This window comes from Pseudomonas sp. Irchel 3A5, from assembly GCF_900187575.1.
In the GTDB taxonomy this organism is placed as follows: domain Bacteria; phylum Pseudomonadota; class Gammaproteobacteria; order Pseudomonadales; family Pseudomonadaceae; genus Aquipseudomonas; species Aquipseudomonas folii.
This window is the reverse complement of sequence record NZ_FYDU01000003.1, coordinates 13,150-36,733: the sequence shown is the minus strand read 5'-3', so window position 1 is coordinate 36,733 and position 23,584 is coordinate 13,150. Positions and strand designations below refer to the sequence as shown.

Annotated in this window: 23 protein-coding genes and 1 other RNA gene; 13 read left to right on the top strand and 11 right to left on the bottom strand. The window is 56.9% G+C overall.

The genetic code is table 11. From position 1 onward, the window contains the following. Positions 1 to 248: 248 nt before the first annotated feature. The gene (acnB, locus tag CKW31_RS05060) at positions 249 to 2,858 is read right to left on the bottom strand and encodes a bifunctional aconitate hydratase 2/2-methylisocitrate dehydratase (RefSeq protein WP_095093318.1); all 2,610 of its coding nucleotides are present in this window, start codon (positions 2,856 to 2,858) and stop codon (positions 249 to 251) included. A gap of 395 nt (positions 2,859 to 3,253) precedes the next feature. On the opposite strand from acnB, the gene CKW31_RS05055 reads away from it, so the two are divergent. From CKW31_RS05055 to pdxB, 3 genes are all read left to right on the top strand, one after another. Then, a complete protein-coding gene (locus CKW31_RS05055; protein ID WP_095093317.1) occupies positions 3,254 to 3,724 on the top strand; it encodes a DUF1289 domain-containing protein in 471 nt (156 codons plus the stop codon). Between the two features lie 49 nt (positions 3,725 to 3,773). Continuing rightward, positions 3,774 to 4,028 (top strand): sulfurtransferase TusA, encoded by a 255-nt coding sequence (gene tusA, locus CKW31_RS05050; RefSeq protein WP_027898617.1) that lies wholly within the window; start codon positions 3,774 to 3,776, stop codon positions 4,026 to 4,028. Between the two features lie 239 nt (positions 4,029 to 4,267). Continuing rightward, complete coding sequence (pdxB, locus tag CKW31_RS05045) at positions 4,268 to 5,416, top strand: 4-phosphoerythronate dehydrogenase PdxB (protein ID WP_095093316.1); 1,149 nt, start codon at positions 4,268 to 4,270, stop codon at positions 5,414 to 5,416. A gap of 70 nt (positions 5,417 to 5,486) precedes the next feature. Here the strand turns inward: pdxB and CKW31_RS29750 are convergent, their stop codons facing one another. After that, entirely contained in the window at positions 5,487 to 5,663 is a 177-nt protein-coding gene (locus CKW31_RS29750) for a PA1571 family protein (RefSeq protein ID WP_164581703.1), read from the bottom strand. 286 nt (positions 5,664 to 5,949) lie between these two features. On the opposite strand from CKW31_RS29750, the gene CKW31_RS05040 reads away from it, so the two are divergent. Next, the gene (locus CKW31_RS05040; protein WP_095093315.1) at positions 5,950 to 7,728 is read left to right on the top strand and encodes an ABC transporter transmembrane domain-containing protein; all 1,779 of its coding nucleotides are present in this window, start codon (positions 5,950 to 5,952) and stop codon (positions 7,726 to 7,728) included. Between the two features lie 551 nt (positions 7,729 to 8,279). On the opposite strand, the gene CKW31_RS05035 is transcribed toward CKW31_RS05040, so the two are convergent. Together CKW31_RS05035 and CKW31_RS05030 are read right to left on the bottom strand one after the other, a co-directional pair. Next, positions 8,280 to 8,561: a pyrimidine/purine nucleoside phosphorylase gene (locus tag CKW31_RS05035; protein WP_095093314.1), complete on the bottom strand. Its 282-nt coding sequence runs from the start codon at positions 8,559 to 8,561 to the stop codon at positions 8,280 to 8,282. Positions 8,562 to 8,650: 89 nt separating this feature from the next. Beyond that, complete coding sequence (locus tag CKW31_RS05030; RefSeq protein WP_095093612.1) at positions 8,651 to 9,193, bottom strand: exonuclease domain-containing protein; 543 nt, start codon at positions 9,191 to 9,193, stop codon at positions 8,651 to 8,653. Between the two features lie 467 nt (positions 9,194 to 9,660). Here CKW31_RS05030 and CKW31_RS05025 point away from each other — a divergent pair, with 467 nt between their 5' ends. Continuing rightward, a complete protein-coding gene (locus CKW31_RS05025) occupies positions 9,661 to 10,284 on the top strand; it encodes a TetR/AcrR family transcriptional regulator (protein WP_095093313.1) in 624 nt (207 codons plus the stop codon). A 77-nt stretch (positions 10,285 to 10,361) separates the two neighbouring features. Further along, positions 10,362 to 11,195 carry an ABC transporter substrate-binding protein gene (locus CKW31_RS05020; protein WP_256582486.1) on the top strand — a complete coding sequence of 278 codons (834 nt, stop codon included), beginning with the start codon at positions 10,362 to 10,364 and terminating at the stop codon, positions 11,193 to 11,195. Positions 11,196 to 11,230: 35 nt separating this feature from the next. Here CKW31_RS05020 and CKW31_RS05015 read toward each other — a convergent pair whose 3' ends face one another. Then, positions 11,231 to 11,398, bottom strand: coding sequence for a DUF2897 family protein (locus CKW31_RS05015; RefSeq protein WP_095093312.1), 168 nt, complete (start codon positions 11,396 to 11,398; stop codon positions 11,231 to 11,233). Positions 11,399 to 11,484: 86 nt separating this feature from the next. Continuing rightward, positions 11,485 to 12,849: an ethanolamine permease gene (eat, locus tag CKW31_RS05010; RefSeq protein ID WP_095093311.1), complete on the bottom strand. Its 1,365-nt coding sequence runs from the start codon at positions 12,847 to 12,849 to the stop codon at positions 11,485 to 11,487. 281 nt (positions 12,850 to 13,130) lie between these two features. On the opposite strand from eat, the gene pyrF reads away from it, so the two are divergent. Further along, complete coding sequence (gene pyrF / locus CKW31_RS05005; RefSeq protein ID WP_176469786.1) at positions 13,131 to 13,832, top strand: orotidine-5'-phosphate decarboxylase; 702 nt, start codon at positions 13,131 to 13,133, stop codon at positions 13,830 to 13,832. Positions 13,833 to 14,289: 457 nt separating this feature from the next. Here pyrF and CKW31_RS05000 read toward each other — a convergent pair whose 3' ends face one another. Together CKW31_RS05000 and CKW31_RS04995 are read right to left on the bottom strand one after the other, a co-directional pair. Then, a complete protein-coding gene (locus CKW31_RS05000; RefSeq protein ID WP_095093309.1) occupies positions 14,290 to 14,775 on the bottom strand; it encodes a GNAT family N-acetyltransferase in 486 nt (161 codons plus the stop codon). Positions 14,776 to 14,827: 52 nt separating this feature from the next. Beyond that, positions 14,828 to 15,103 carry a hypothetical protein gene (locus tag CKW31_RS04995; RefSeq protein WP_095093308.1) on the bottom strand — a complete coding sequence of 92 codons (276 nt, stop codon included), beginning with the start codon at positions 15,101 to 15,103 and terminating at the stop codon, positions 14,828 to 14,830. A gap of 454 nt (positions 15,104 to 15,557) precedes the next feature. Here CKW31_RS04995 and ffs point away from each other — a divergent pair. Next, positions 15,558 to 15,654: signal recognition particle sRNA small type (gene ffs, locus CKW31_RS04990), an RNA gene on the top strand. Positions 15,655 to 15,783: 129 nt separating this feature from the next. Here ffs and CKW31_RS04985 read toward each other — a convergent pair. Then, positions 15,784 to 16,575, bottom strand: a complete 792-nt coding sequence (locus CKW31_RS04985) for an N-acetylmuramoyl-L-alanine amidase (protein ID WP_095093307.1) — start codon at positions 16,573 to 16,575, stop codon at positions 15,784 to 15,786. Between the two features lie 320 nt (positions 16,576 to 16,895). On the opposite strand from CKW31_RS04985, the gene CKW31_RS04980 reads away from it, so the two are divergent. Then, on the top strand, positions 16,896 to 17,192 hold the full coding sequence (locus tag CKW31_RS04980; RefSeq protein WP_371856688.1) for a type II toxin-antitoxin system Phd/YefM family antitoxin: 297 nt from the start codon (positions 16,896 to 16,898) through the stop codon (positions 17,190 to 17,192). Between the two features lie 46 nt (positions 17,193 to 17,238). Here CKW31_RS04980 and CKW31_RS04975 read toward each other — a convergent pair whose 3' ends face one another. Continuing rightward, positions 17,239 to 17,829, bottom strand: a complete 591-nt coding sequence (locus CKW31_RS04975; RefSeq protein WP_095093306.1) for an NADPH-dependent FMN reductase — start codon at positions 17,827 to 17,829, stop codon at positions 17,239 to 17,241. Positions 17,830 to 18,230: 401 nt separating this feature from the next. Further along, complete coding sequence (locus CKW31_RS04970; RefSeq protein WP_095093305.1) at positions 18,231 to 19,142, bottom strand: LysR substrate-binding domain-containing protein; 912 nt, start codon at positions 19,140 to 19,142, stop codon at positions 18,231 to 18,233. 306 nt (positions 19,143 to 19,448) lie between these two features. On the opposite strand from CKW31_RS04970, the gene CKW31_RS04965 reads away from it, so the two are divergent. From CKW31_RS04965 to CKW31_RS04950, 4 genes are all read left to right on the top strand, one after another. After that, positions 19,449 to 20,330, top strand: a complete 882-nt coding sequence (locus CKW31_RS04965) for an alpha/beta fold hydrolase (protein ID WP_095093609.1) — start codon at positions 19,449 to 19,451, stop codon at positions 20,328 to 20,330. A 605-nt stretch (positions 20,331 to 20,935) separates the two neighbouring features. Beyond that, a complete protein-coding gene (locus CKW31_RS04960) occupies positions 20,936 to 21,364 on the top strand; it encodes a response regulator (RefSeq protein ID WP_095093304.1) in 429 nt (142 codons plus the stop codon). Between the two features lie 2 nt (positions 21,365 to 21,366). Next, positions 21,367 to 22,359: a sensor histidine kinase gene (locus CKW31_RS04955; protein WP_095093303.1), complete on the top strand. Its 993-nt coding sequence runs from the start codon at positions 21,367 to 21,369 to the stop codon at positions 22,357 to 22,359. A 175-nt stretch (positions 22,360 to 22,534) separates the two neighbouring features. Then, a complete protein-coding gene (locus tag CKW31_RS04950) occupies positions 22,535 to 23,452 on the top strand; it encodes a LysR family transcriptional regulator (protein ID WP_095093302.1) in 918 nt (305 codons plus the stop codon). Positions 23,453 to 23,584 lie beyond the last annotated feature (132 nt).

The window sequence follows — 23,584 nt, the reverse complement described above, 5'->3', positions numbered from 1 at the left end:
CGAGAAGCCCTGCATCGTGAGATGTGGGGCTTTTTTATGGGCGCTGTGCCATAGGAGAAACGCGATCGCACATATTGGCGCGATTTCGTGGGACCGGCTTTAGCCGGGAAGAGGTCGGTACAGTCACTGAAAATTGGACGTCAGAAACATCGCTTTCCCGGCTAAAGCCGGTCCCACGTCAGGATGGTTTGAAGCTAATAAAAAACCCCGTCACATGGACGGGGTTCTCTTAACGCTGTGTTGCGCTTTTACGCTTGAACAACCGGGATCTTGGCGTTCGCGGCGACTTCACGGAACTCGGCGATCTGGTCGAAGCTCAGGTAGCGGTATACGTCCGCCGCCATGGTATCGATCTGTTTCGCGTATTCCATGTACTCCTCGACGGTCGGCAGGCGACCCAGGATCGAAGCAACGGAAGCCAGCTCGGCCGAGGCCAGGTAGACGTTCGCGCCGTCGCCCAGACGGTTCGGGAAGTTACGGGTCGATGTCGACACAACAGTCGAGTTCGGCTCTACACGTGCCTGGTTACCCATGCACAGCGAGCAGCCTGGCATTTCCATGCGCGCGCCAGCTTTGCCGTAGATGCCGTAGTAGCCTTCTTCCGTCAGCTGGTGAGCATCCATCTTGGTCGGCGGCGACAGCCACAGACGCGTTGGCAACTGACCCTTGACCTTGTCCAGCAACTTGCCCGCAGCGCGGAAGTGGCCGATGTTGGTCATGCACGAACCGATGAACACTTCGTCGATCTTCTCGCCAGCAACGCTGGACAGCAGACGGGCGTCGTCCGGATCATTCGGTGCGCAGAGCACTGGCTCGTTGATGTCGTTCAGGTCGATTTCGATGATTTCAGCGTATTCCGCGTCAGCATCGGCAACCATCAGCTCAGGATTGGCAACCCAGGCTTCCATCGCTTGAGCACGACGTTCCAGCGTACGAACATCGCCGTAACCTTCGCCAATCATCCAGCGCAGCAGGGTGATGTTGGAGTTCAGGTACTCGGTGATCGACTCTTTCGACAGCTTGATGGTGCAACCGGCGGCAGAGCGTTCGGCCGAGGCGTCGGACAGTTCGAAAGCCTGTTCGATGCTCAGGTCATCAAGGCCTTCGATCTCCAGGATGCGGCCGGAGAAGGCGTTCTTCTTGCCTTTCTTCTCAACAGTCAGCAAACCCGACTGAATGGCGAAGTAAGGAATGGCGTGAACCAGGTCGCGCAGGGTGATGCCAGGCTTCATCTTGCCTTTGAAGCGCACCAGAATCGATTCCGGCATGTCCAGTGGCATAACGCCGGTGGCTGCAGCAAACGCAACCAGACCGGAACCGGCCGGGAACGAGATGCCCATCGGGAAACGGGTGTGGGAGTCACCACCGGTACCGACGGTATCCGGCAGCAGCATACGGTTCAGCCAGCTGTGGATGATGCCGTCGCCCGGACGCAGGGAAACGCCGCCACGGGTCATGATGAAGTCAGGCAGCGTGTGGTGCGTGGTGACGTCGATCGGCTTTGGATAAGCAGCGGTGTGGCAGAAGGACTGCATGACCAGGTCAGCGGAGAAGCCCAGGCACGCCAGGTCTTTTAGCTCGTCGCGGGTCATCGGGCCCGTGGTGTCTTGCGAACCCACGGTAGTCATCTTCGGCTCGCAATACGTGCCTGGACGAACGCCTTTGCCTTCCGGCAGGCCGCACGCCTTGCCAACCATCTTCTGCGCCAGGGTGTAGCCCTTGCCAGTGTCGACTGGTGCTTCCGGCAGTTTGAACAGATCGGTAGGGCCCAGGCCCAGTTCGGCGCGAGCCTTGTCAGTCAGGCCACGGCCGATGATCAGCGGGATACGACCGCCAGCACGTACTTCGTCCAACAGAACCGGCGTCTTCATTTCGAAGGTGGTCAGGACTTCGTCGGTGCCGTGTTTGCAGACTTTGCCAGCATGCGGATACAGGTCGATCACATCGCCCATGTTCATGTTGCTGACGTCGAATTCGATTGGCAGTGCGCCGGCATCTTCCATGGTGTTGTAGAAGATCGGAGCGATTTTGCTGCCGAAGCAGAAACCGCCAGCGCGCTTGTTCGGCACGTAAGGAACGTCGTCGCCGAAGAACCACAGCACCGAGTTGGTAGCGGATTTACGCGAAGAACCGGTGCCGACCACGTCGCCAACATAGGCAATCGGGAAATCCTGACCGCGCATTTCTTCGATCTGCTTCATCGGACCGATGGAGCCTTGTACGTCCGGCACGATGCCTTCACGGGCCATTTTCAGCATGGCCAGGGCGTGCAGCGGGATATCAGGACGCGACCAGGCGTCAGGCGCCGGGGAGAGGTCGTCGGTGTTGGTTTCGCCAGTCACCTTGAACACACGCAGGCTGATTTTGTCTGCCAGCGTCGGGCGCTTCTTGAACCATTCGCCGTCAGCCCAGGACTGCATGACAGCCTTGGCGTGAGTGTTGCCGTTTTTGGCTTTTTCGGCCACGTCGTGGAAGGCATCGAACATCAGCAGCGTGTGCTTGAGTTCCTGAGCGGCCACCGGGGCCAGCTCTGCGTCATCCAGCAGGTCAACCAGCGTGACGATGTTGTAGCCGCCCTGCATGGTGCCGAGCAGTTCAACGGCGCGCTTCTTGTCGATCAGGGGAGAAGTGGCTTCGCCCTTGGCCAGGGCAGACAGGAAACCGGCTTTGACGTAGGCAGCTTCGTCAACGCCAGGCGGAATACGATTGGTGATCAGGTCGACAAGGAAAGTTTCTTCACCAGCCGGGGGATTCTTCAGCAGTTCGATCAAGCCGGCAGTTTGTTCGGCGTTAAGCGGCTGGGGCACGATACCCTGGGCGGCACGCTCTTCGATGTGTTTACGGTAGGCTTCAAGCACAGTATTACCCTCATCAGTGGTCCCAAATGGGTGTCCGGGACGCTCATCCAGGAATTGCCCGAAAAACCTGCACGACGAAACTTTTTGAGTTCCTTGGCCAGGGTTTTCGGCAATTCCTTACAGAAGCTGTTTTCAAAGTTTTACGCCTGCAGGACGGCTGATGAGTGTTGACGAGGGCTTGAATCCTGCGTCAACACCGGACTGCTGGGTTACTTTGACTGTGCTCGTGACGCTTTGAAAACAGCTTCCAACGGACATTGGCGCCTTAAAAGGCTCGCTGATTCTACGGCAAATCTTCTGTAAAGGTAAGTTAGCCCTACACGTTCGGGGGTGATCGTTGTTAGACAAAGGGCTAATATGCGGGCTCGTTCTCGCCTGTCGTTGCCCTGCCTGCCATGCCCAATCAAATCATCAAAACGCCCTGTGTCGGCCTTTGTTCCACTGTTTACGGGGACCTGGTGTGCCGTGGCTGCAAGCGTTTCCACCATGAAGTGATCCACTGGAACGGTTACGACGAAGACCAGAAGCGGGCAGTGTGGCTGCGGCTCGAACAGCTGCTGGTTCAGGTGATGACCGCCAAGCTGGAAGTATTTGATGCGGGCAAGCTGCGTGCGCAACTGGAACTGCGCAAAATCCGCTTCGTGCCTGCCCAGTCAGAGTATTGCTGGGCTTACCAGCTGATTGCACGGGGCGCGCGGGTCATTACCAATATTGAAGCGTACGGTATGGTGCTGATGCCGGAGTTCCGCGACTGGGCTTTGCCTGACTTGCGCGATGCCATTGATCGGGAATTTTTCCTGCTGTCCGAAGCGCACTACGAACGCTACATTGCACCGGGTTTCCTGAAGGATGCGTTTGGCAGCTAGCGACCTGCCCGGATACGCGGGATAATGCCCGCCAGTTTCTGGAGTGCTTATGTCTGAACCCATCCAAAGTCAGCCCGTCGACGCCATTCTCGACGCCACCGGCCTCAATTGCCCTGAGCCAGTGATGATGCTGCATCAGAAAGTCCGCGACCTGCCTGCTGGCGGCCTGCTCAAGGTCATCGCCACCGACCCGTCCACGCGCCGCGACATCCCCAAGTTCTGTGTTTTCCTGGGCCATGACCTAGTGGATCAAGAGGCTGCGGATGGCACCTTCCTGTACTGGATTCGCAAGAAGCTGGATTGATCGGTCCGGAGTATTTCTGACGTGGGACCGGCTTTAGCCGGGAAGGGGCCAGTACAGCCGACAAATTTGTGCTGTCAGATATGCCGCCTTCCCGGCTAAAGCCGGTCCCACGACAAATGAAGCGCTGCTGAAAAGGCTGCAGGCAGAGGGTCTCCTGCTTGAGAGTCAGCCAGCTCGAACACACCTTCCTATCCGCAACGATCAATGCCTACACTGCCGCCGACCTCTGGGAGTACACCATGCGAATTGTTGCTGACGAAAATATTCCGTTGCTCGACGCGTTCTTTGCCGGTTTTGGCGAGATCCAGCGTTTGCCCGGCCGTTCCATTGACCGGGTTGCAGTGGCGGAAGCGGACATTCTGTTGGTGCGCTCGGTGACGCCGGTGACCCGCGAATTGCTCGGAGGCAGCCCGGTCCGTTTTGTTGGCACCTGCACCATTGGCACCGATCACCTTGATCTGGATTACTTCCAGCAGGCCGGTATTCAGTGGTCCAGCGCGCCGGGTTGTAATGCCCGTGGCGTCGTGGATTATGTCCTCGGCAGTCTGCTGACTCTGGCGGAAATCGAAGGCGTGGATCTGGCGCAGCGCACCTATGGCGTAGTCGGCGCGGGGCAGGTGGGCGGGCGGTTGATCAAGGTGCTAAAGGCGTTGGGCTGGAATGTGCTGGTCTGCGATCCTCCCCGGCAAGCCGTTGAAGGCGGTGACTTCGTCAGCCTTGAGGAAATCCTCCAGCGCTGTGACGTGATCAGCTTGCACACCCCGCTGGACAAGGGGGGCGAACATCCGACCTGGCATCTGCTCGACCAATCACGTTTGCAGCAACTCAAACACGGCAGTTGGCTGATCAACGCCAGCCGTGGCGCAGTGGTTGATAACGCGGCCTTGCATGACACGCTGCTGGAGCGCGAAGACCTGCAGGCCGTGCTGGATGTCTGGGAAGGCGAGCCCAACGTGAATATTGAACTGGCCGACCTGTGCGTGATCGGTACGCCACATATTGCGGGTTACAGCCTCGACGGGCGGCAGCGAGGCACTGCGCAGATTTATCAGGCCTTGTGTGGGTTTCTTGAGCAGGAAGCGCAGATCAGTCTTGCCGATCTGTTGCCCCGGCCTTGGCTCGCGGAAGTCACCCTGGATGAGCGCACCGATCCGGTCTGGGCGCTGAACACGCTGTGCCGCGGCGTCTACGACCCGCGCCGTGATGACGCCGATTTTCGCCGGAGCCTGGTGGGCTCGGTAAGCCAGCCTGTAGCGTTCGATCTGCTGCGCAAAAACTATCCGCCGCGTCGCGAGATCGAAGGTTTAAATGTGAAAATCAATGGCCAATCGGCTGCGTTGCAGGCGTTGGTGACGGCGCTGGGCGCGGTGGTTGTCCCGGTAGCCTGAGCCTGCCAGATCAAATCCCGGACAGAAAAAACCCGACACGGACGTCGGGTTCTAAATGTTGGGGCTTTGCTCAATCTTGTTTTTCAGGTGTAACCCAGTTTTTGTCGCATTCCTGACAAGCGGCCTGAACCATCTCTTCAGTGATCACGACTTCGCGCCCGTCCTTGTCCAGGATTGCGCCGCCCACGGGCAGCTGCGGGTTGGCTCGTACGACTGGCACTTCATTGCTGTTTGCTTGCAAGCTCATGGCCTGTCTCCTTCATCAGGTGTTGTGCTTAGACTAACCGCGTTCAATGACTCTGCCGTGACATCCCTAGGCACATCAAACGCGCGTCAAGTCCACCAGAAACTGCACATAACCGCCAGCGTTCGCTTAGATCAATCCTGTCTAGCAATGGGTCATGACGGTCATAATGATGCGACTAAGGCTAATCGCCATAGTTCATCAGCACCTGCCGGGTGGTAATAGCAGAGAAATGCCCGTCGGACCGGTGTAGGCTCTGGCTTCAGCCTTTCATGCGGGTCCAGCTTTCATGGCTTCATTGCTTTCCAGTCGTCAGCGTCAGGCCATTCGCCTGGCGGCGCAGTTCATGGCTCCTTATCGCTGGCAAACGGTTGGCGCGCTGATCGCGCTCATCGTCACGGCCGGGATCACCCTGTCGATCGGGCAGGGAATCAAAATGCTGGTGGATCAGGGGTTCGTCACGCGCTCACCGCACCTGCTCAATCAATCCATCGGCCTGTTCATGCTCCTGGTCATGGGCCTGGCGGCTGGCACCTTTGTCCGTTTCTATCTGGTGTCCTGGATTGGTGAACGAGTCGTGGCGGACTTGCGCAAGAAGGTCTTTGATCACCTGATCAACCTGCATCCGGGGTTCTACGAAAATAATCGCAGTTCCGAGATCCAGTCACGCCTGACCGCCGATACCACGTTGCTGCAATCGGTAATCGGTTCGTCGCTGTCGATGTTCCTGCGCAATGCCTTGATGGTGATTGGCGGGATTATTCTGTTGTTCATCACCAACCCGAAACTCACCAGCATTGTCGTCGTAGCACTGCCGCTGGTGGTGGCGCCGATCCTGATCTTTGGCCGCCGCGTGCGCAGCCTGTCCCGGGAAAGCCAGGACCGTGTCGCCGACGTCGGCAGTTACGTGTCCGAAGCGCTGGGGCAGATCAAGACGGTTCAGGCCTACAACCATCAGCAGCAGGACAAGGCGCGTTTCGCGAAGACTGCCGAGGATGCTTTCCAGACCGCTCGCAAGCGCATCCTGCAACGCTCGTGGCTGATCACGCTGGTAATTGTCCTGGTGCTGGGGGCGGTGGCCGTGATGTTGTGGGTCGGCGGCATGGATGTCATCGAGGGCACCATTTCCAGCGGTGAACTGGCTGCGTTCGTGTTTTACGCACTGATCGTCGGCAGCGCCTTCGGCACCCTGAGTGAGGTGATTGGCGAGTTGCAACGGGCGGCGGGTGCGGCCGAGCGAATTTCCGAACTGCTGCGGGCCAAAAGCGAAATCACGCCGCCGAGCAGCGATCTGTTGCAATTGCCGGAGCGGATCAGCGGTCGTCTGGAATTGGAGGCCGTGAGCTTCAGCTATCCGTCACGCCCTGAGCACAAGGCCGTGGATAACCTGACCCTGACCATTGAACCGGGGGAAACCCTTGCGTTGGTTGGTCCTTCAGGGGCGGGTAAATCGACATTGTTTGATTTGCTGCTGCGTTTCTACGATCCGCAGTCGGGGCGGATTCTTGTCGAAGGGTTGCCGATTACGCAGCTCGATCCGCAAGACTTGCGCCGTCACTTTGCGCTGGTCTCGCAGACACCCGCGCTGTTTTTCGGCAGCGTTGAAGACAATATTCGTTATGGCAATGCCAGCGCCAGCACTGAACAGGTTGAAGCAGCTGCGCGTATCGCCCACGCCCATGAGTTCATCCTGCAAATGGCCAACGGATACCAGACCCATCTGGGTGACGGCGGGCTTGGTTTGTCGGGTGGGCAGCGTCAACGCCTGGCCATCGCTCGGGCATTGCTGGTGGACGCTCCGATTCTGCTGCTGGACGAAGCAACCAGCGCGCTGGATGCCCAGAGTGAACACCTGATTCAGGAAGCGTTACCGGGTCTGATGAAAGGCCGCACGACATTGGTCATTGCCCATCGACTGGCCACGGTGCAAAACGCCGACCGGATTGCCGTTATCGATCAAGGAAAACTGGTCGCCGTAGGCACGCATCAGCAATTGATTGTCAGCAATCCGCTGTATGCAAGGTTGGCGGCATTGCAGTTCAATGCGCGGGGAGAGGAGGTGGTTTGACGTTGACCCGAGACGAACTGCAGGGACGAACTTTTTCGCGAGGCGGTGTGCCTGAGTAACCGCGTCAGGCCCTCTCGGCAACAAGTTGCCTCCTACCTTCGAACGCGGCAAGCCTGAGCCTCCGCGGCCGGGTAGGAGCGAACTTGTTCGCGAGGCGGTGTGCCTGAATATCCGCGTCAGCCCCTCTCGCCAACAAGTTGCCTCCTACCTTCGAACGCGGCAAGCCTGAGCCTCCGCGGCCGGGTAGGAGCGAACTTGTTCGCGAGGTGGTGTGCCTGAATAACCGCGTCAGCCCTCTCGCCAACAAGTTGGCTCCTACCTTTGAACGCGGTGAACCTGAGGCTCCGCGCTGCCCGGTAGGAGCGAACTTGTTCGCGAGGTGGTGTGCCTGAATAACCGCGTCAGGCCCTCTCGGCAACAAGTTGCCTCCTACCTTCGAACGCGGTGAACCTGAGGCTGCCCGGTAGGAGCGAACTTGTTCGCGAGGCGGTGTGCTTGAATAACCGCGTCAGCTCCAAATTGCCTCTTACAGCTGCCGCATTGGTCTGGCCTTAGCGGTATTCACAAAGGTAAGCAGTATCCACAGCCACTTTCAGCTGGAACTTGCTATTGGCAGGGACGTTGAACTGGCTGCCGGTGGCGAAGGTTTCCCAGTCGGTGCTGTCTGGCAGTTTCACGCTCAGGCTGCCGGAAATGACGTGCATGATTTCCCGCTGCGCAGTACCGAACTCGTATTCACCCGCGGCCATCACGCCAATCGTGGCTTGCCCTTCAGCTTGAGCGAAGGCAATGGATTTAACGGTGCCGTCGAAGTACTCGTTGACTTTGAACATGGCGATTCCTCGATAAGGGCTAGAAAATTGGGCGGCCAGTATGCCGAAGCCTATTCAACCCGTCACTCGCTTTAGAACGCGAGTGCCAATCAATTGGGAAGAATCAGCGGCAGCAGGCGAGCGGTGTTCCGGGCGTCAACCAGCGCCCGGTGTTGCTGACCGTTGAATTGCATGCCCGCCAGTTGCAGGGCCCCGTTCAGTCCCATGGGCCGCTGCAGTTGGCGCTCCTTGGCGAAGCGTTGCTTGAGGTTCACGTGGGGCACAGTGCTCAGAAAACTCGTAAGGTTATGCTGCCGCCATTCCTGCTCCAACTGCTGGCGATCATAGTCACCCCAGCTCGCCCAGCCCACGACCCGCGCCTGATGGTGGCTGATCCAGCGCTCGAACGCGGGCCATACGGTGGTCAGCGGCGCGGCGCTGTCGATGTTGCTTTGGCTGATGTGGGTCAGCTCCCTGCAGAAGTTCGTCAGCAGAGGCCGACGCACCGGGCGTACGAAACGCTCGAAATGATCCAGTTCGCGCCCGTCCTGATTGACCAGCGTCGCCCCGATTTCGATGATCTCCATTTCTGCTACCGGCCAGCCGCCTTCTTCGGTCGTGGCTTCCAGATCAATCACCAACCAGTGCGGCATCTGAAGCTCCTGTCCAAAGTCGTTGATCCATTTCAGACCAAGCGTAGCCACATTCAACTGCATACGTCTATCGACGTGACTTCCAGCAACATTCGTCATCGGCCAATGAGCGTGGCCGACGTGACTCATAGATCGACAACTGATCCGCCAATCGGTGCCATGAGCCTTCGCGAGCGGATGGCACGCAATGCGTATCGGGACGGTATTTATTTCTCGCCCGAGTGCTTGCCTGGTTGCGCGGGCGAGCATAGATTGCTGTGCGTGCGGGCAGATTCCAGCGCAGGGTCCCAAGTGTGATGTGATCTCGATATTGGCGTGATGTCGTGGGACCGGCTTTAGCCGGGAAGAGGCCAGTACCTCCAATACGGCTGTATCGTCAAGAATAACGCCTTCCCGGCTAAAGCCGGCCCCACGAATCGCGTAGTCGTTCAGATGGTTGAGTGTCGTTTTGAAGTAGAGGAAAAACCGTGAACGAGCAGCAAGCGCTATCGGTCATGCACGAACTGATCGATGCGGGGCAACTCACTGATCCGCACAGTGCTCGGGGCAAGTTGCTGCAGGTCTCCGCGCATCTGTTCCGCAACAAGGGCTATGAACGTACCACTGTGCGTGATCTGGCCAGTGCGGTGGGCATTCAGTCCGGCAGCATCTTCCATCACTTCAAAAGCAAGGACGACATCCTGCGCGCAGTGATGGAAGAAACCATCGTCTACAACACTGCATTGATGCGCGCCGCGTTGACCGAGGCCAGCACCGTTCGCGAGCGCGTGCTGGCGCTGATTCGCTGCGAGTTGCGGTCAATCATGGGGGGCAGCGGCGAGGCCATGGCCGTGCTGGTTTACGAGTGGCGCTCACTGTCAGCGCAAGGGCAGGCGAGCGTCCTGGCGTTGCGTGATCGCTATGAACAGCTGTGGCTGCAAGTGCTGGGCGAGGCGAAAGAGGCGGGTCTGGTCAAAGGCAACGTGTTCGTCACCCGGCGTTTTCTGATGGGCGCTCTGTCCTGGACCACGACATGGTTCAAGCCAGAAGGCAGTATGACGCTGGACCAATTGGCCGATGAAGCTTTAATGATGGCACTTAGCGATAATTAACACTGTGTTGGACTATTTGCTCATTGTTTTAACAATAAAAAACACCTAGGGTTGATCAATTTCAGGGGTGCGCAGTCTTGGAGTTTTTGTCTGTGCGGTTAGCGTCGCGAGCCTTGTTAGTGGCCGTGGCAACACTGCTGGCTATGCCGGTGAGTGCTGCGCAAGTAGTAAAAATCGGTGCTGCGCATTTTCCGCCCTACACCATCCGGCCTGAAAAAGGCGCAGACACCGGCTTGCTGCCTGAACTCGTGGCTGCCCTGAATGCTGTCCAGCATGACTATGAGTTCGTGCTGGTGCCGACTTCAATTCCGCGTCGTTTTCGTGATTTCGAGCAGGGCCGCGTTGATATGGCGATCTTTGAAAATCCTGAATGGGATTGGCAGACGATCCCCCACCAAGCCGTCGATATGAAACTCGAAGACGCGGAAATCTTTGTCGCACGCAAGGTGACAGGTCGCGACCAAAGCTATTTCGATGATTTGCATGGCAAGCGTCTGGCCTTGTTCAGCGGCTATCACTATGCATTTGCGCAGTTCAACGCCGACCCGAAATACCTGAGCGAACACTTCGAGACCACGCTGACCTATTCCCACGACAGTAACTTGCTGATGGTGATGCGCGACCGTGCCGACATTGCGCTGGTGACGCGTTCGTACCTGAGTGATTTCATGGCGCGTAACCGAGCGGAAGCATCGCAGTTGCTGGTTTCGGAGCGGGTCGACCAGACGTATAAGCATTTTGCCTTGCTGCGTCCCAAAGCACCCATCAGCGGCGCGCAGTTCGAACAGTTGCTGCAAGCGTTGAGGGACAACGGGCAGATGCTGAAGATTTTCCAGCCGTATCGAATTGCCGTCCTCCCGCTGATCAGCCACCGGGCGGTGGCAGATGAGCAGAGTCGTGTAGCACGCTAAATGAAAAGACGATGCTCAAGGCACCGTCTTTGTTCTTAGCGATCCTTGGCCTCTTTGGCATCCATCTCGGCGTTGCGCTCGTGGACACGCTTGAGCTGCTCGTCGCTCAGTGGCAGCTTTTGCGCGGACTGGCGCAAAACCATCAAACCGCCCACGATCGAACCAATTGCTACCAGCAGAATTAACCAGGCATACCAGGGCATAGGGCTCTCCTTTTTATGTAACCGTTTGAGCAGCAGCGCTGCTCAATGGTTCAAGTCTAGTCCCGCGCCCTGTTATGTGCCGCTATTTAAAGCCCGGTCAGCATCGCATCGGCTGGCGCGTCAGCACGTGATTGCGCCGTCAGGCTGAAATAGATGAAGCCCACGATCATGAAACCGAGGAAGATCAGGCCGATCAGCGCGTTGAACCACGCCATCGCAATCAGGCATACCACCGCCAGCGCCAAGGCGATGCCCGGCACGACTGGATAGCCCGGCGCACGGAAGGTGCGCTCCAGCGACGGTTCGGTTTTACGCAGTTTGAACAGGCTGAGCATGCTCATGATGTACATCACGATGGCACCGAATACTGCCATAGTGATCATCGCTGCCGTCAGACTCATGCCGCCGAGGTTGATCAGGCCGTCGCTGTAAATCGCAGCAATACCGATGACGCCACCGGCAATGATGGCGCGGTGTGGCGTCTGGAAGCGCGACAGTTTGGCCAGCGAGGAGGGCAGGTAACCGGCGCGAGCCAGTGCGAAGAACTGCCGCGAGTACCCCATGATGATGCCGTGGAAGCTCGCCACCAGACCAAACAGACCGATCCACACCAGCATGTGCAACCAGCTGGAGTTTTCCCCGACCACAGTTTTCATCGCCTGTGGCAGCGGATCGTTGATGTTTGACAGGGTGCGCCAATCGCCCACGCCGCCAGCGAACAGCATCACGCCCATGGCCAGAAATACCAGGGTCAGAATGCCGCTGACATACGCTTTTGGAATGGTGCGCTTCGGGTCTTTGGCTTCTTCAGCTGCCATGGCCGCGCCTTCGATGGCCAGGAAGAACCAGATCGCGAACGGAATGGCCGCGAACATACCGGCAATGGCCGGAGCACCAAAGGTGTCGGAGCCGGCCCAACCATTAAGCGCAAAATTGCTGAAGCTGAACGCTGGAGCAACCACGCCCATGAACACCAGCAACTCAGCCACGGCCAGGATGCAGACTACCAGTTCAAAGGTCGCCGCCAGTTTCACACCCAGGATATTCAGGGTCATGAACACGATGTAAGCACCGACTGCCGCCAGCTTCGGATCAAGCCCCGGAAACTGCACGTTCAGATACGCACCAATGGCCATCGCAATCGCCGGTGGCGCAAACACGAATTCGATCAAGGTTGCGAGCCCTGCAACCAGTCCGCCTTTTTCCCCGAAAGCCCGACGGCTGTAGGCAAATGGTCCGCCCGCGTGTGGGATGGCAGTGGTCAGTTCGGTGAAGCTGAAGATGAAGCAGGTGTACATCAATGCGACCATCAGCGAAGTCACCAGGAAGCCTAAAGTCCCGGCAACACCCCAGCCATAACTCCAGCCGAAGTATTCACCGGAGATCACCAGCCCGACCGCGATCCCCCATAAATGGAGTGTGCCCAGCGTGGGCTTGAGTTGAGTGTTCATGCATTGCTCCCTGAAGTCTGTAGAATCATCGAAACATCCTGTTGCAGTCGCCATGCCACTCACTGAACCATAGTCGTATTGGTCCCAAACGCGTCGTTTGCAGAACGGTTCTCGTTTGCGCGCTCCAAGAGGGTGCAGCTTTGGTGCGGGGCGTGCAGGGTGATGTCCGCTTTAGGGCGTATTCATTGGGGAGAATCGATTCAGTTGGGCGGTTCGATTACCGTCTGCGGTAAGGTTCGGATACAATGCGCGCCGATTTCGACCTACCAGAGAACCCGCTCATGTCCGTCTGCCAGACTCCTGTCATCGTCGCCCTGGATTTCCCGACCCGTGACGCCGCTTTGAAACTGGCTGATCAGCTGGACCCCAAGCTGTGCCGCGTCAAAGTCGGCAAAGAGCTGTTTACCAGTTGCGCTTCGGACATCGTCGAAACCCTGCGCGACAAGGGTTTTGAAGTATTCCTGGACCTCAAATTCCACGACATCCCCAACACCACCGCCATGGCCGTCAAAGCAGCGGCCGAGATGGGCGTGTGGATGGTCAACGTGCATTGCTCGGGTGGCCTGCGCATGATGGCGGCCTGCCGTGAAGTGCTCGACCAGCGCACCGGCCCGCAACCGCTGCTGATCGGCGTGACCGTACTGACCAGCATGGAGCGCGAAGACCTGGCCGGTATCGGCCTGGACGTCGACCCGCAGGTACAAGTGCTGCGTCTGGCTGCACTGGCTGAAAAGGCTGGCATGGACGGTCTGGTGTGTTCAGCACTGGAAGCCCAGGCGCTGAAATCTGCGCATCCGGCGCTGCAATTGGTCACCCCGGGCATCCGCCCGAGCGGCAGTGCCCAGGACGACCAACGCCGCATCCTGACCCCTCGCCAGGCGCTGGACGCAGGTTCCGACTACCTCGTCATCGGCCGCCCGATCAGCCAGGCGGCAGACCCGGCCAAGGCCCTGGAAGCGGTTGTGGCTGAGTTGGGGCTCTAAGAACCTCATTGACCTATAGGGTTCTTTTAAATCCTATAGGTCTGACGGCGCAGTGGTACTGGCTGTACGCCTGTTCTGTGTGGGAGATTCTATGTTCACCTGCAAGCATGATCTTGTAGGACCGGCTTTAGCCGGGAGAGCGGTATTTCTACCGAAGGGTATTTAGCGAATGTCCCGACGTCCTCCCGGCTAAAGCCGGTCCTACGGAATAGCGCGGTATATGTGAGCGAATTCATTCGCGAAGGGGCCCGGCCAGAATTACACCGATATCTGACACGCCGCTTTCGCGAATGAATTCTCTCCCATAGGAATCACTGATGACGTGGGACCGGCTTTAGCCGGGAAGGGGCCTGTAAATTCAATACATCTTCATCGTCAGAAATACAGCCTTCCCGGCTAAAGCCGGTCCCACGTCGGCTTGCGGGCGAATATAGAATCTCCCACAGGTGACCTATGTCTACAGGTCCAGCACCAACCGCCGCTCATACCCGATCCGACCTTTATACGCCTCGCCGGTATCCACCCAGCCCTGGCCGACATACAGATTCCGAGCCGCCAGATTATCCGCATCCACCGACAACATCAGCTGTCCGATATCCGGCCACGTCGCGCGCGCCACTTCCGGCAATCCCTGCAAAAACACTTTGCCCAGGCCCTTGCCCTGAACCCGGTGATCAATCTGCAGCGCATGCAGCGTCGCTGAACCTTCCACCGCCCAGTGCGGCAGAAACTCCCCACGCTTGAGCAGTAAGAAACCCACCGGCTTCTCATCCATCAACAGCGCCACCCCTTGAATATCCGGGGTCGGGCGGACCAGCAACGTGTTCAGCGCACAATAAATATCTCCGGAAAACGGCAGCTGCTCCGGCAGAATCTCCAGCGCATCCAGCTGTTGGCGCTGTGTTTCGTTGAGGGTTTCGTAGCTCACAACTTGCGTATTCATCACTGCTAAATCGCACCGTCTGACAAGGAAAGTAGGCGGTGCGCAGTATGGCTCAGTGTCTGACAGAAGTGCATGGAGAGGGCGGGCTAAATATCTGCTTCTCGACAACCGTGAGTGCATCGCAACCATCGCTCAGCAACATCAGCGCGGCATTGGCGATGCAACGCACATCGCACTCATCGGCACCGTCCAGCGTTTCCAGCAGATAGCGCGCCATGCGAATACGCCGGTCAGCACTGGCAAACAGAAAATCCAGTGGTGCGTGGCTGTCGATGTGCATCACCGGGCTGTCGGTGTTGTTGCTTTTGAGCGGAACGAAGCGATTCATGCTGCACCTCCGGGAACGGATGGGGCAGGGGGATTTGGCGTTATTTTGAACATGTTTGAAGCTCCTATGCGAATGGGAGCCGCCAAATACTCACTTCCACATGAGTGGGTGGCAGCTGTGCGCGGGTGTGGAAGACCGGTCATAGGAACCCGGCGCACCCGAAAGTGCCCCAGCGCACAGCCGCCATAACACAACAGTCGCAGACAGTACTGTCTCCGATTGCTGGTATGAGCTTTGCGTTCCTATAACCAATCCGGGCTTCCACACCCGATCGCTGATTTACAGCGACGGCGCGACTATAAGCCCCGATCCCAAGCGCTGCAACCCATCCAACCCCCGTCACACAAGTGCTTGAGCCCTATCGAATTTTTATCCGGCATTACGGGTTGTAACTTCGCTCAAGACCGGTACAATGGCGCGGCTCGCCGACAGGTGAGTGTCGTTATGGTGACCCCATCGGTCCCCCCGCAACGATTACCCGTGAACCTGGTCAGATCCGGAAGGAAGCAGCCACAGCGGGAACATTGTGTGCCGGGGTGTGGCTGGTGGGGTTACCACCTATCTTTTAACTCGTCAGCTCTGGCGGGTATCTGTAAAAAAAACCCGGTTTTTGATCAGCGTTCAGGGTTTCCTGAATATCGTGCTGCGTCGTCTGCGAATCTGTTTAAACCTCAATCGCTTCAGACATACATCTGCTTCGTCACCTTCTTCGGAAAATACCTGTCCACCAACGCATACAGCGCCGCCGCCGTTTCAGCATCAACCACGCCGTCATATTTTTGCGGGCGGAAATGCAGCTGGAATGCACGGATCAGGTTCTTGTACCCGCTGTCTGTCATCGCAGCGGTTGGGTCATACCCGTAACGGCCTAGTTTCGCGATCATTTCGGCTTTGGCTGGCAGGGCGGTGCTGAACTGTGCCTGATAGTTCTGTTTGGTTGCTTCGTCATACCACGCGCCGATACCGGCATCGTGAAGTGCTTTCCAGGGGAAGGCGGCACCGGGATCGCTTTTACGGCCGATGGAGATATCGCTGTGGCCGACGACGTTAACCGGCGTGATATCGGGGTAACGCTGGAGAATGTTCTTTGCCAGCTCTTTGACTGCGTCTATTTGCGTGGGGTTATAGGGCGGGAAGGTGAAAACGCCTTTGTCTTCGGTAGCCAAATAAACGATTTCTACCCCAATGGCTGTGTCGTTCAGGTTGTAACGCTTCGCCCATCCGCTGACGCCTGCATGCCAGGCGCGTTCGCTTTCATCGACGAGGTTGAAGATGCGCATGTCGGAGAAGCCCGCGTCGGTGTAGGTTTTATCGCTCGGGTCGGGGACGAGATAGTGCGAGCTGACCGAAGGGCCGGTGAGCGCGGCGACTGATTGTTGGAAGTTACAGGCCGTGTAGTGCATCACCAGAAAACGGGTGCGGTGATTGAAGCTTTTGGTGGATCTGTAACTGTTGTAATCGATAGGGTACATCGGTGAATCCTGACTAGCGTGAATGAGGAATCACGCTAGCATCGGGCGTTTTTTGGATGGCTTTAGATATGTACTGCATGTTGGTTTTTTTGGTGTTTAACCTAGGCTCACTTTCATCAAATAACCTATTACTCACTGAATAAACTCGGTTTTTTGTGTGGTGCTTGCGCGCTATAAGAATACCTCGGTGTACTCTTCAGACCGCGTCGCCTTTATCGCGGGCAAGCACCGCTCCCACATGAACCGAGTTTGCTGCGCGACAGCGCTGTATCAGGGGCACGGGGCGTGTTCCTACAGAGATTAATTTCAAGTTAGATTTTATGAATTCAGGGCTGTACTTACGCATGCGGTTTGAAACCATCAGCTCTCTGAGGAAAAACGCGGCGACGCTGGACGTTTCCGAGCCAATCGTAGTGACGAAACATGGCATTCCAGTCTATGTGATTGAGTCCTGCGCAGCGCGTAAGCACCGAGATGAAGCCATCGCGTTGGTCAAGCTCATGGCCTTGGCATCTCGGGACAAGGAACAAGGCAAGCTCATCTCGGGTGATACCCTTATGCTTCGGCTAGCCCAGTTTTGCCATCAGCTATCTGAGGAAAACGATAGCGAAGTTTAAGATCCACTGCGATTCAACCGCACGATCCCTCCCAATAGACGCACTTTCAATACGGCGTCCCCTTCGCCCGTTGATTCTTCAACGCCCGCGCATACCATTCGAACTCGTCGAGAAACCGGTTCATCTGTTTCAGCGTGCGGGGCTCCGTAGGCTGTCCGTTATCTGCCAGGGCATCGCCGATGCGGGGGATGGAAAACAGGCTGGGGATGCTCGGCATACCCAGTTCTCCCACGATCATGCGCAGTTGCATCGCCGCCCGCACGCCGCCAAAACCTCCTGCTGAGTAACAGGTGATCGCCGACGGCCGCCAGAAGTACTCCTCCAGAAAATGGTCGAGCAGGTTTTTCAATGCTGGTGGGACGCCGTGGTTGTATTCGGCGCTGACCAGCAGAAATCCATCGGCGCGGCGATAGAGAGTGGCGAGTTGTTCCAGTTCTGCTGGCGCTTGCCCGGCTGGATATTCCTTGTACATGCGGTCCAGCAGGGGGAGGCGCGTCACCATGGGGTCGACGAGTACCGCTTCGTGGCCGCGCTCCTCAAGGGCGTTCAAGAGCAGGCGAGCGGCTTTGATGCCTTGGCGGTCACTGCGCACGGAGCCCAGTAATACAGCGATGGTCAGGGGTTGGGTGTCGGTCATGATCAGTGCTCCAGGATAGCGTTACGAAACGACCTCTAGAAAAAAGGACATTGTGGTTTCGTCTAGCCTAGTCGCTGGGTCGGCGTAGCCTCAGAAGAAGTGACCGGTACAGCCATGATATTTTCATCGCCAGGCATTCCGCCTTCCCGAATGAATCCGGTCCCACTGGCCATCTGTTTGTCAAAGTCGCACGACTGATCAGTCGGCCCATGAAAATCGCTTGTTCGCTAAAAACATAATTAAATGAGTTGAGGCGCAACTGTAGGAGCTCACCGAGGTTACGAGGCCAGCGATGGCGGAGTGTCAGATAAACTGCCATCGCTGGCCTCGTAACCTCGGTGAGCTCCTACAGGCAATGCATTTGAGGGTCATGACTGATTTGATGTTTGAAAGCGTCACCTTCAAGCAATCCCCGCCTCAAACCGCAGATCCTTTCTCAATCCTTCCACACAGAAATCCACAAACGAACGTACCTTCGAGGAACCACGACGGCCCTCCAGATACACCACATGTACCGGCTCGGGCTCGATCTCGAACCCTTGCAGCACGCACTTGAGTCTCTCGTCCCGCAGGTGTTCGCGTATCTGGTAATACGGCACTTGAGTCAGCCCCCAATCCTGCAAGGCCGCGCCGATTGCAGCCTGGAACGATGTCAGGCTGAGCCGCGAAGCGACATCTACGGTGTAGTCTCGCCCGTCGACCCGGAAGGCCCATTGAGGTGGGCGTTCTGAGGCGGATGTCGAGATGGTCGAGTGTTGGCGTAAATCGTCCGGGTGCTGCGGGGTGCCGTGTTCTGCCAGGTAGGCGGGGGAGGCGCAGACCATGCGGCGTACGCTGCCCACCGGGATTGCCGTCAATGTTGAGTCGGGCAGGGCACCGATGCGCACGGCAACGTCAATGCCTTCATCCAGCATGGACACCACCCGATCAACCAGAATTGCGCGGATCTCCACAGACGGGTACTGGCTGAGAAAACGGGTCAGCAGCGGTGTAACGTGCAGCGCACCGAACATCTGAGGCGCTGTCACCGTCAGCAATCCGCCGGGAAGGGTATGCAGGCCACCCGCAGCGTTTTCAGCCTCATCCAGGTCGGCGAGTAAACGTCGGCAATCAATGGCAAAGCGTTGCCCGGCTTCAGTTAGACGCATGTTTCGCGTAGTGCGCACCACCAGCAGAATCCCCAGCCGCGTCTCCAGGCTGGCCACGGCCCGCGTGACTGTCGCGGTGGACAAACCAAAGTGTCGGGCAACCCCGGCGAAGCTGGTTTGCTCGGCCAGTGCGGCGAAGAGCGTCATTTCCTGAATTCGATCCATGTTTCACTCGTAGCATGAGGTAGCGTGTCTGGAATGCTAGCAGCATTGCAGGAATAGAAATGGTGAATTGAGTTAGATGGTAATTCTCTGCAGAAGAAGCAACGAATAGCATGGCTACCTGTTCATTCAAACCGGGTTCTTACCATGAGCAAGTCCGATCCATTCGCCGAAGCCCGTGATGCAAATGGCGTCAGTCGGCGCAAGGTCTTACAGGCATCTGCTGTCGGCGCTGCCGCGGCGCTGGGCGCGTCATTCGCGAGCGCTGCCCCTTCCTCCTCCAAGGCACCTGCAACCAAGGAAAACGTTATGGCACTCGATGATGCATTCCGCGTTACGTTTCATACCCAGAAGGTCGGCGAGGTGGAGGTCTTCTATCGCGAAGTCGGTCCCAAGGACGCCCCGGTACTTTTGCTGTTGCACGGCTTCCCGAGCGCCAGCCACATGTTCCGCGACCTGATGCCCTTGCTGGCAAACCAGTACCGCCTCATCGCCCCGGATTTACCGGGTTTCGGTAACACCAAAGCGCCGCCGCGCGGGCAGTTCGATTACACCTTTGAAAACTTATACAAGGTGGTCGAGGGTTTCACCGAGGCGCTGGGCCTGAAGAGATACGCGCTGTACATCTTCGACTACGGCGCGCCAACCGGCTTGCGTCTTGCCGCCGCAAACCCGGAGAAGGTGACCGCAATCATCAGCCAGAACGGCAATGCCTATCTGGAAGGTTTCAGCGATCAGTGGGATCCGTGGCAAGCCTACTGGCGTGATCCTTCCGCGGCCAATCGCGAAGCCTGCCGTCCTTCGTTGTCGCCGGAGACGATTCGTGACTGGCAATACGGCACCGGAGCCGATCCGCAGAAGCTTTCGCCGGACGGCTACAACCTCGACATTCTGTACATGGCGCGGCCTGGTGCAGAAGAAATCCAGCTGGACCTGATTCTTGACTACCGCACTAATGTGGCCGCTTACCCGGCATTTCAGGCGTATTTGCGCAAACACCAACCGCCGTTGCTGGCCGTATGGGGCAAGCACGACCCTGCATTCATTCCGCCGGGGGCCGAGGCGTACCGTAAAGATATCCCGGATGCAGAAGTGCATTTGCTGGATGCTGGCCATTTCACGCTGGAAACCCATGCGCCAGAAGTGGCCGGCTACATTCGTGAATTTCTATCGCGCAAGTTGAAGAAGTAAGTATCAGGGCAGCCGACATGGCTTGCGCGTCGCAGGCTGCAGCGCGCAATTCATGATCGGTGTTCGAGCCCGGTTAAAAGAGGGCGTTTCACATCCCGGCGTCGCGCAGCAAACAGAGACCCGCAGGAGCGGCTTTGGCCGGAAGGACATCAATTCCGGAGAAGGATAACTGGCAAATGTATTGGCCCTCCGGCCAACGCCAATCGTCCAGAAAGCCGTCTATCCAGTTACTTTCGTTTTTTCAGATAGAGCGTCATTCAGTAACGCTGCCAGGACACGCCGTGTTGAAGGCCATGAAGCGCTTGGATAAATAATGGTGAAGATAATCGTTTGAGTGTAATTGATGTCGATACCTATGCTTTTGGATGTTTCGAGCATATGAATATAAGTAAAATTTTCCGCCTTTCTCAGTCTCCCTGCGCATTTAGCGCCGCCATTCTTCCATCGCCCGATATATAAACTGCCACCGTGGTAAAGTCCCCAGATCCTCAACCCTGAGCTAATCCGTGAACGCCGGTGATACTCAATGAAACTGTCTATTTTCATAGGGGTCACTTAGTTAACGAGGTGTATTTCATTCACCTGTTAGCGTTTTCAGGAAAACTATGCGGATTTTGATTGTTGAGGATGACCCCATACTGGCGTTGCTGAACGCTGAAGCGCTTGAAGAAGAGGGTCATGAGATCGTTGGACCCGCTTATGACGAAATCGAAGCGTTGAGGCTTGCCAAGGATTTCCCTGTAGACGTTGCTTTTGTTGATATCAATCTCTCCGGAAACGAAGAGGGCATTGATGTCGCTAATTTTTTACGTATACAGCACGGCATTTTTTCTCTTTTTGTGACCGGACAGATTGTCGCCGCCAGCGAGCGGGGGGCTGAGTCAATTGGCGTTTTAAGTAAGCCCTACAGTCTTGATGATCTGACCAATGCTGCGTTGATTGCCGGGTTTTGGCTGGCAGGCAAGCCCTCGAATATCCCGAATCCTGGTGCTTTGAAAATCTTCCATGAGCGCCCCGGGCCTCTGAAGGCTTAGCGATGAATGATGAATCTCCAGAGCTCGCCGGAATTGATTTCGAAGAACTGGCAGACAACGCGCCTGTAATGATCTGGCGCTCTAAAACTGATCAGCTATGTGACTGGTTTAACAAGCCATGGCGTGAATTCAGTGGAAGAAGTCTGGAGGAACTCTACGGCTCAGGATGGCTTCAGGATGTTCATCCTGAGGATCAAGCACTCTGCCAACTTGTGTTCACCAATGCTTTCGCGGTGCGTGAGGTTTTCAGCATGCGTTACCGAATGCGCCGCCATGATGGTGTTTATCGCTGGTTCCTGAATAACGGCAGGCCGTATTTTCGCGAGGGCGAGTTTTCAGGTTTTTTCGGAACCTGCATCGACATTACCGATGAAAAGGAAATGGAGGCGTACCAGAAGGTGCTTCTCGCAGAACTGAATCATCGGGTTAAAAATAATCTGCAGCTGATTATTTCTTTTATGCAGTTATCCCTTCTAAAAGCCGAGGGCGAGGAAGCAAAGGCGCTGATGCGGGACGCCATGAATCGTGTGCAAGGCGTTGGTGTTATTCAGGCTGAATTGCATAAGGCTGTGACGGGGAAAATTGATCTGGCTGTTTATCTGCCGAATCTGGCACGCGCCGCGTTGACGGCGGAAACAGGCGACGCAACGGCTTTGGAGGTCGATGTGAAGTCAGTGCATGTGACGATGCAATTCGCTTCTGACATTGGCCTGATCGTAAACGAGCTGATGACCAATACCGTAAAACACGGGTCTTCTCGTACCTCACCTGTCGAACTCTCGATTCGCAAAGAGGCAGATCGCGAGGTGGAGATTGTCATTGCCGATCACGGGGTTGGCTTCGAGCAACGCCAGGTGGGAAATCAACCCACAAAGGGGTCACGCTTGCGTGGGTTAGGGCTGGTCGATGCGCTCGCGTCCCGGTGTAAGGCAACTGTCACTCGTGAGAACAGCAACGGTGCCTTGACTAGAATAAGGTTCTCTCTGCCCGACTGAGCGGCAGGCGCTTTATATCCCATCCGGCCTGGCAGCTCTACAGCCCAGACAGACGAAGGCCGATTGGGATTTCGCACCGACTCAACTCGGGTTGGGAATTCACATCGCATCGGCCATCATGACGAGATGTGCAATCTTGGCAGAGCAATAGCCAACGTCATGTGGATGTGTACGAATGGATTTACGCGACCTTTATTACTTCGAAACCATCGCTGATCAAGGCAATCTGGGGCGCGCGGGTGAAAAGCTGCATCGCACCCAGCCTGCACTGTCAAAAAGCATTCAACGACTGGAAGAGACACTCGGCACGGCGTTGTTTTTTCGTGAGGGACGGCGCATGCGCCTCACACCCGCAGGTGAACTGCTGCTGATGCGTGCGCGTCATCTGCGTCAGGGCGTTCAGGAAACCCGTCGGGAAATTCAGGACTTCGCCAAAGGTACCGTGGGAAATGTTCGTCTGGGCTGTGGGCCCACAGCGGCTGAATACCTGCTGCCAAGTCTGGTGTCGTTATTGCTGGAAACGGCCCCGGACTTGACCCTGGAGCTGGTCACCGGCCAGAACGATATCCTGCTGAACTCGCTGCGGACGGGGCAGCTGGATTTGCTGATTTGCCCGTTGTCGGCGGTCGATGTTTCGCAATTCGAAACCTTTGCCCTGTTGCAGGATGAAGTTGTGGTGGTCGCCAGCGCGGACCATGTGTTGTTCGAGGGGCCGATCACCATGGCCGGTCTGTGTGACTGGCGCTGGGTGCTGGCGGCACCCACGGTGGCTACGCGGCGTTGGCTGGACAATGCTTTTTTCAACCATCAATTGGATACGCCGCAGATTCAGATACAGACCAACTCCATCAACATGATGCCGCGGCTGATCGCTCACACGCCTCTGTTGAGCTTCATTTCCAGGCACAACCTGGGCGTGGGCAAGATTGGCGCTACCTTGCGTGAGGTACAATTGCCGGAAACCACCATGAAGCGCAGCTTCGGTCTGGTTATGCGCCGCGAAGCCTATATCTCGCCACCCACCGCTTACGTCGTCGACCTGCTTAAGCGCGAAGGCTCAGGCCTTTTCACCGATCATTCCGATCTGACCTGACCCTTCTACTATCAAACAAAAATGCAATGACCTGATCTGGGATGCTTTTCTGTAGAAGCTCACGAGCATCGCGAGGCAGCGATGGCGTGTTGTCTGATGCACCGCTATCGCGGCCTCGCGGTGCTCGTGCGC